5 protein-coding genes are annotated in these 6,073 nt (G+C 54.9%); 3 read left to right on the top strand and 2 right to left on the bottom strand.

Features of this window, described 5'->3' with window-relative positions; translation table 11 throughout:
* Positions 1-446: 446 nt before the first annotated feature.
* Both helD and L692_RS0106365 read left to right on the top strand, forming a co-directional pair.
* Positions 447-2,795, top strand: coding sequence for an RNA polymerase recycling motor HelD (gene helD, locus L692_RS0106370; protein ID WP_025698218.1), 2,349 nt, complete (start codon positions 447-449; stop codon positions 2,793-2,795).
* Positions 2,796-2,892: 97 nt separating this feature from the next.
* Positions 2,893-4,176 (top strand): MFS transporter, encoded by a 1,284-nt coding sequence (locus tag L692_RS0106365; RefSeq protein ID WP_025698216.1) that lies wholly within the window; start codon positions 2,893-2,895, stop codon positions 4,174-4,176.
* 100 nt (positions 4,177-4,276) lie between these two features.
* Here L692_RS0106365 and fsa read toward each other — a convergent pair whose 3' ends face one another.
* Complete coding sequence (gene fsa / locus L692_RS0106360) at positions 4,277-4,939, bottom strand: fructose-6-phosphate aldolase (RefSeq protein WP_025698214.1); 663 nt, start codon at positions 4,937-4,939, stop codon at positions 4,277-4,279.
* A gap of 355 nt (positions 4,940-5,294) precedes the next feature.
* Between fsa and L692_RS0106355 the strand changes: the two genes are divergently transcribed.
* Positions 5,295-5,771: a GNAT family N-acetyltransferase gene (locus L692_RS0106355; RefSeq protein WP_025698212.1), complete on the top strand. Its 477-nt coding sequence runs from the start codon at positions 5,295-5,297 to the stop codon at positions 5,769-5,771.
* A 14-nt stretch (positions 5,772-5,785) separates the two neighbouring features.
* On the opposite strand, the gene L692_RS0106350 is transcribed toward L692_RS0106355, so the two are convergent.
* Complete coding sequence (locus L692_RS0106350) at positions 5,786-5,983, bottom strand: hypothetical protein (protein WP_025698210.1); 198 nt, start codon at positions 5,981-5,983, stop codon at positions 5,786-5,788.
* Positions 5,984-6,073: the final 90 nt, after the last annotated feature.

The following is a 6,073-nucleotide window of genomic DNA, read 5'->3' as shown; positions in this document are numbered from 1 at the left end:
GGGAGCCGGCTTCGGCTGGCGGTGGTTGCCGGAGCCGTCTATGATTACGGCTATCAGCTGGAGCGGCTCGACCGGGTTGCGGACCAGATTAACCGGGGCTCCGAGGAGAAGGACAAACCGTAACAGCCGGACCTGCTTGAGAGGAAGCGGCTGCGCCGTTCTCTAACAAGCCCATGCTTCAAATTCCGGCGTTGCCAGCCTCGCTCCCGGGTTAGGCGTGATGTGCCTGCTTTCTTGCAGCAATAAAAAATCCGGTTCCCTTCAGGGACCGGATCACTTGGTCTATACATGCGAATATGCTGTAATGCGCTAACTTGAAAACAAAGGTGAAAATTGTTAAAATGAAAAAATGCCATATAAAGCAAATTTCGATCTACATAGATACTACCATTAATTATATCATGCTTTATACGTAGTGTCAACCTTATAAAAGGGGATGAGTTGGAGTGTCCATTAACGAGACAGAATGGAAAGAAGAGCAGCGCCGGGCAGACCGCGTAACCGGACTTCTGAAGCGTCATATCCGGGCCCTCTCCGAGGAACTGGGACTGCACCGCAGCGATGTAGTGGAGCTGCGCAAGGATTTCTGGGAAGAGGTAACGGTCAACTTCAGCAGCCCCGACGATCTTGGGGAAACCTCGACCAGTCTGCGGCAGCAGGCCCAGGTGTTGTCTGAGCGTGAACGCCATCATTTGCAATCCAGCAAAGCGCTGAAAAAATATAGAAAGCTTGTCCTGTCTCCTTACTTCGGACGGATCGATTTCGCTGAAGCCCCGGAGGGAGAGACGGAACGCATTTATCTGGGTATCGGCTCCCTGATGGAAGATGACGGCACATTTCTGATCTACGACTGGCGGGCGCCGATTTCCAGTCTGTATTATGACGGCGCGCCGGGTCCCGCATCCTTTGAGACCCCGGCGGGAACAGTGAGCGGTGAGATGAGCCTGAAGCGCCAGTTCGTCATCGATGACGGCAAGATTGAGGTTATGTTCGATACCGGCGTCACCATCGGCGATGAGCTGCTGCAACAGGTGCTCAGCCACAGCGCGGACGACCGGATGAAGAATATCGTCGCCACGATCCAGAAAGAGCAGAACGCCATTATCCGCAACGACCGCAGCCGAATGCTGGTTGTCCAGGGAGCGGCCGGAAGCGGGAAGACCTCCGCCGCGCTTCAGCGCGTTGCCTATCTGCTATACAAGTACCGAGACAGTCTAGAGGCCGATCAAGTTTTGCTGTTCTCTCCTAATCCGCTGTTCAACAGCTACGTATCCACTGTTCTTCCCGAGCTGGGCGAGGACAACATGCAGCAGACGACTTTCCAGATGTATCTGGAGCACCGGCTGGGTCAGGAGTTTCAGCTTGAGGATGTATTCACCCAGACCGAAACGCTGCTGAACAGCCCGGACGGCCCGGAGACGGACGCCCGGCGGGACGGAATCGCTTACAAGTCCTCGGTTGCCTTTCTTGATGTCATCCGCCGCTATGCGTCCCTTCTGGAGCATGAGGGGATGCTCTTCAAGCCCTTGATGTTCCAGGGCCAGGCGGTTGTAGGCAAAGACGAGATGGAGAGAAAGTTCTACAGCTACGACCCCGCGATCAAGCTGGCGAACCGGATTGACCTTATGACAAGCTGGCTGCTGAAGCAGGTCGCCCTGTTCAGCACCCGGGAGCGAAGCGCGGACTGGGTGGAGGATCAGATCGAGCTGCTGGACTCCTCGGAGTACCACCGCGCCTACCAGATGACGAGGCGCAAGCAGCGGGGCAAGGAAGAGACGTTCGACGATTATGACACAGAGAGGGAGATGCTTGCCCGCTATGTGGTCAGCCAGCGGCTCAAGCCCTTGCGGGGCTGGGTCAAGCGCGGCCGCTTTGTTGACGTCAAAGGCCTTTATTGCCGCTTGTTTCAGGATCGGGAGCTGCTGGACAGCCTGAACGGAGGCACGGCGCTTCCGGAGAGCTGGGATGCGGTCAGCAGGCAGACGCTGACCGCGCTGGCGGATGGCGAACTCTCGTACGAGGACACAACACCGTTCTTATATTTGAAAGAGCTTAGCCAGGGATTCCATACCAATACCCTCATTCGCTATGTGTTCGTGGATGAGGTGCAGGATTACTCGCCGTTCCAGCTGGAATTTATGCGCCGCATGTTTCCAAGGGCCAAAATGACGGTGCTCGGCGATCTCAACCAGGCGATTTACGCGCAGGGTGAGGCGCTGGGCGAGCTGGCGGGTCTGGTGAGCATTTACGGCGAGGATCACACGGAGGTTGTGTCCCTGACGCAAAGCTACCGCTCCACCTTTGAAATCGTTGAGTTTACGCGCTTAATGATTCCCGGCGGCGACCGGATTGTTCCGTTTAACCGGAGAGGGGAAGAACCTTTGGTAAGGGAAGTGTCCGACAGGGAGGAGCTGATCTCCCGGGTGGAGGAGGATATTCTCGACCTGCATTCCCGGGGTTACATTTACGTAGCGGTTATCTGCAAGACGGCTGAGGGAAGCTCCCGGATCTATGACTTGCTTAAAGATAAACTGCCGATTCAGCTTGTAACCAAAGATACGCCGAACTTTCAAAAGGGGACGCTGGTTCTGCCCGCTTATCTGGCCAAAGGCGTCGAGTTCGACGCGGTTATCATCTGCGACGGCTCGGAGGAGAACTACGACCGGGAGAGCGAACGCAAGCTGTTCTATACGGCTTGTACCCGGGCGATGCATATCCTGCATATTTTTTACCTTGGGAAACCGAGCCGGTTCATTCCCGTCAAGTCGCTGAAGCCCGGTATTCCTGCCCGGTAGACCGGGTTTGTCCGATTGTCCAATTGCGCTATGAATAATCGCGGCGGAACGAACCACAATAAAGGATGTATGAACCAAGAGCAAAGGTGGTCCGTAGATGAAAGATAAAAAATGGGCTTTGCTTGCGCTGGCGTCTATTCCGCTGATTATGACGCTTGGAAACTCTATGCTGCTGCCTGTGCTGCCCCAAATATCCCGAAAGCTGGCGATCAGCTCCTTTCAGGTCAGCATGATAATAACGGTATACGGGGTCGTAGCAATTATTATGATCCCCGTTGCGGGCTATCTTTCCGACAGGTTCGGACGCAAAACGGTCATTCTTCCGAGCCTGATAATCGCCGCTCTCGGCGGAGGCGTGTCTGCGGCAGCCGCATGGCTGATGGGAGGCGGCTCCGCTTACTGGGTGATTCTGGGGGGACGCTTTCTGCAGGGCATCGGAGCGGCGGGAGCTTTTCCGATCGTGCTGCCTTTTGTCGGCGACATGTTCAGGGATGAAGAGGAGGTCAGCAAAGGTCTTGGCCTGATTGAAACCTCCAACACCTTCGGCAAGGTGCTCAGTCCGATTCTCGGCGCTTATTTGGGAACGCTGCTGTGGTTCCTGCCGTTTATCGCCATTCCGGCGCTCTGCCTGATGTCTTTTCTGCTGGTTCTGTTCTTGGTCAAAAGTCCGAAGAAGCAAGAAGGCGATACTTCAACCATTCGGCAATTTCTCAAGGGCATCCGGGGCGTGCTGCATGAAAAAGGCCGCTGGCTGTATGCCATATTCGCCGTGGGCTGCATTTGCATGTTCGTCACGTTCGGCGTTCTCTTCTACCTGTCGGAGACGCTTGAGTCGGTATACCGGCTTCGCGGCGTGGTGAAGGGCCTGGTGCTGGCTGTTCCGCTCGCGCTGCTGTGCCTGTCCTCATTTGGAGCCGGAAAAATAATCGGCAAAAACAAAATGCTGATGAAATGGCTCGGATTCGGCGGAATGGTGCTGCTTACGGCATCCATGGTAGTCACTGGTTTTTACAAGGGGATTTACTTTATGGTAGGGTTTCTGGGACTTGCCGGAATCGGCATCGGCGCCGCCCTTCCCTGCCTCGACGCGCTGATTACCGAAGGGATTGAAAAAGAGAACCGCGGAACAATTACTTCCTTATACAGCAGCATGCGGTTTATCGGGGTGTCGCTTGGGCCTCCGGCCGTTTCTCTGCTGATGGGAGCAGGCCACTGGACACTGTTCGGCACTATGGCCGCAGTTGGAGCTGTTGGGGGACTGCTGACCTTATTCGCCATCAGGCCAAGCAAAGGGGAGAAGGGGGAGAAGGTTTCCCGCTACAACAAGGACCCCGCCGTTCGGGAGGCCGCTTTCGGGCACAAGAACCGTTCCCCGGTCTGATCTTGATGAACATCATTAGCTATGCCGACCATGCCTTAACGTTAAAAAGCTCTTGCCCGGCGGTTCGGGCAAGAGCTTTTTGCAGGTGGCGTTTCGGGAATTATTGCGGCTGCTTGGCAACCTGGGGAACCGTCTCCCAGTCTTTAAGGAAACGCTCGATGCCATTGTCGGTCAGCGGATGCTTCCACAGGGAAGGCAGCAGGGAGCCCGGAATGGTGGCGATATGCGCTCCGGCGAGGGCGGCCTGCTCGACATGGGCGATATTTCTGATGCTGGCGGCAATGATTTCGGAGGCAAGACCGTAGTTGGAAAGAATGGTCTTCAGGTCTTTGATCAGCTTCATGCCGTCCACCCCGATGTCGTCCAGACGCCCTACGAACGGGCTGATATAGGTCGCTCCAGCCTTGGCGGCCATGAGGCCCTGGGCGGCGGAGAAGATCAGAGTCACGTTCGTTTTGATGCCCTTTTTCGTGAGCTCATAGCAGGCTTCCAGACCATCTTCCGTCATGGGCAGCTTGATCACGACATTGGAGCCCCACTCGGCGATTTCGTAAGCTTCCTCAAGCATTTCCGCCGCTTTCAGGCCGATAACCTCGGCGCTGACCGGTCCGGGAACGATTTCAACAATTTCTTTGATAACGTCTTTAAACAGTCTGCCTTCCTTGGCGATGAGCGATGGATTCGTCGTAACGCCGTCTACCAGGCCAAGGCGCGTAATACGCTTTATTTCATCAATGTTTCCGGTATCCAAGAAAAATTTCATTTCCTGTATCCTCCTCTGATTTCCAGATAGAATGTAAAGCCGTTTGGATAACTACATTATGAGACATGACGGTGAAAGATTCAACTGTTATTTTGATTATCTCAAAATAACTTTTATAAAATGGGCTCGCTTTCATTCCGAAGACAGGGGACTCCGGGGAGCCTGGCCTGCTGCGCGAAATGGGAGCGGAGTCGCATAACCCGTGCGAACGGGCCAAAAAGGTCATATTTTGCAGAAAAAAATCGCCATTTGACATCGCGGGCATTTTCGCCCGGGGCTTGTCGTGTTAAGATTAATCGGCATGGCTATTTTCCGTTAAGAGACGGGAACAACAGCGGCAGAAAGGAAGATAGGAGTGGGCAACACCGAAGTAGAGTATATCATAGTGGACTCCGGCAATCCCGACCTGCGAATATTGATCGCGAGGCTGGATGAGGAGCTGCTGGAAAGATATCCGCAGGAGCGGATTTACGGGGTTGATTTCGATCATCCTGATGTACGCAAAATCATCTTTGTGATCGCCCGTCGCCAGGGTGAAGCGCTCGGCTGCGGAGGAATCCGGCCGGTGGAGGGCACGGAGCCGCCTGCGGCCGAGCTGAAGCGCTTCTTCGTGGACCGAAACAGCCGCAAGCTGGGAATTGCCGCCGGGATGCTCGGATACCTCGAAGACCGGGCGCGCGAGGCCGGATTCCGCGAAATGAGGCTGGAGACGGGCGGCGAGCAGCCGGAAGCGATAGCGCTCTATACGAAGCACGGCTACCGGCCGATTGACCGTTTCGGCCCTTATGCGGATAATCCGGCTTGTCTCTGCTACGGCAAAAGCCTGGTCTGACGATCTCCGAGCGGTCAGGCGTGATACTTGCCGGCCGGCTCGTTCAGCACCCATTCGAGCATCATGATCATATCCTCCAGCCGGGCAAGCTGCGCGGTCAGACCCGCGCGTCCCGGATCATCTTCCTTGAAGGGAGCGATTCGCGATTCCAAGGATCTGCGCTGGAGTGTCATCTCGTTAATTTTGGATTTAATCTGATTTTCGGTTCTCATCCGGAAATCCTCCTGAAAGAAATGAATTTAGGCAACACTAAGGTATTATAATATTATAACGGCAAATAGGGGTGTAACCAAATGAACGCG

Origin of the sequence: Paenibacillus forsythiae T98, assembly GCF_000520735.1 — a bacterium.
In the GTDB taxonomy this organism is placed as follows: Bacteria; Bacillota; Bacilli; order Paenibacillales; family Paenibacillaceae; genus Paenibacillus_AQ; species Paenibacillus_AQ forsythiae.
Note: the sequence above shows the minus strand (reverse complement) of the source record. Positions and strands in the feature narration are given on the sequence as shown.

Bases quoted from the DNA above. Each gene is read 5' to 3' on its own strand.
- L692_RS0106365 (WP_025698216.1), top strand. From the start codon at position 2,893: ATGAAAGATAAAAAATGGGCTTTGCTTGCGCTGGCGTCTATTCCGCTG.
- fsa (WP_025698214.1), bottom strand. From the start codon at position 4,939: ATGAAATTTTTCTTGGATACCGGAAACATTGATGAAATAAAGCGTATT.
- L692_RS0106350 (WP_025698210.1), bottom strand. From the start codon at position 5,983: ATGAGAACCGAAAATCAGATTAAATCCAAAATTAACGAGATGACACTC.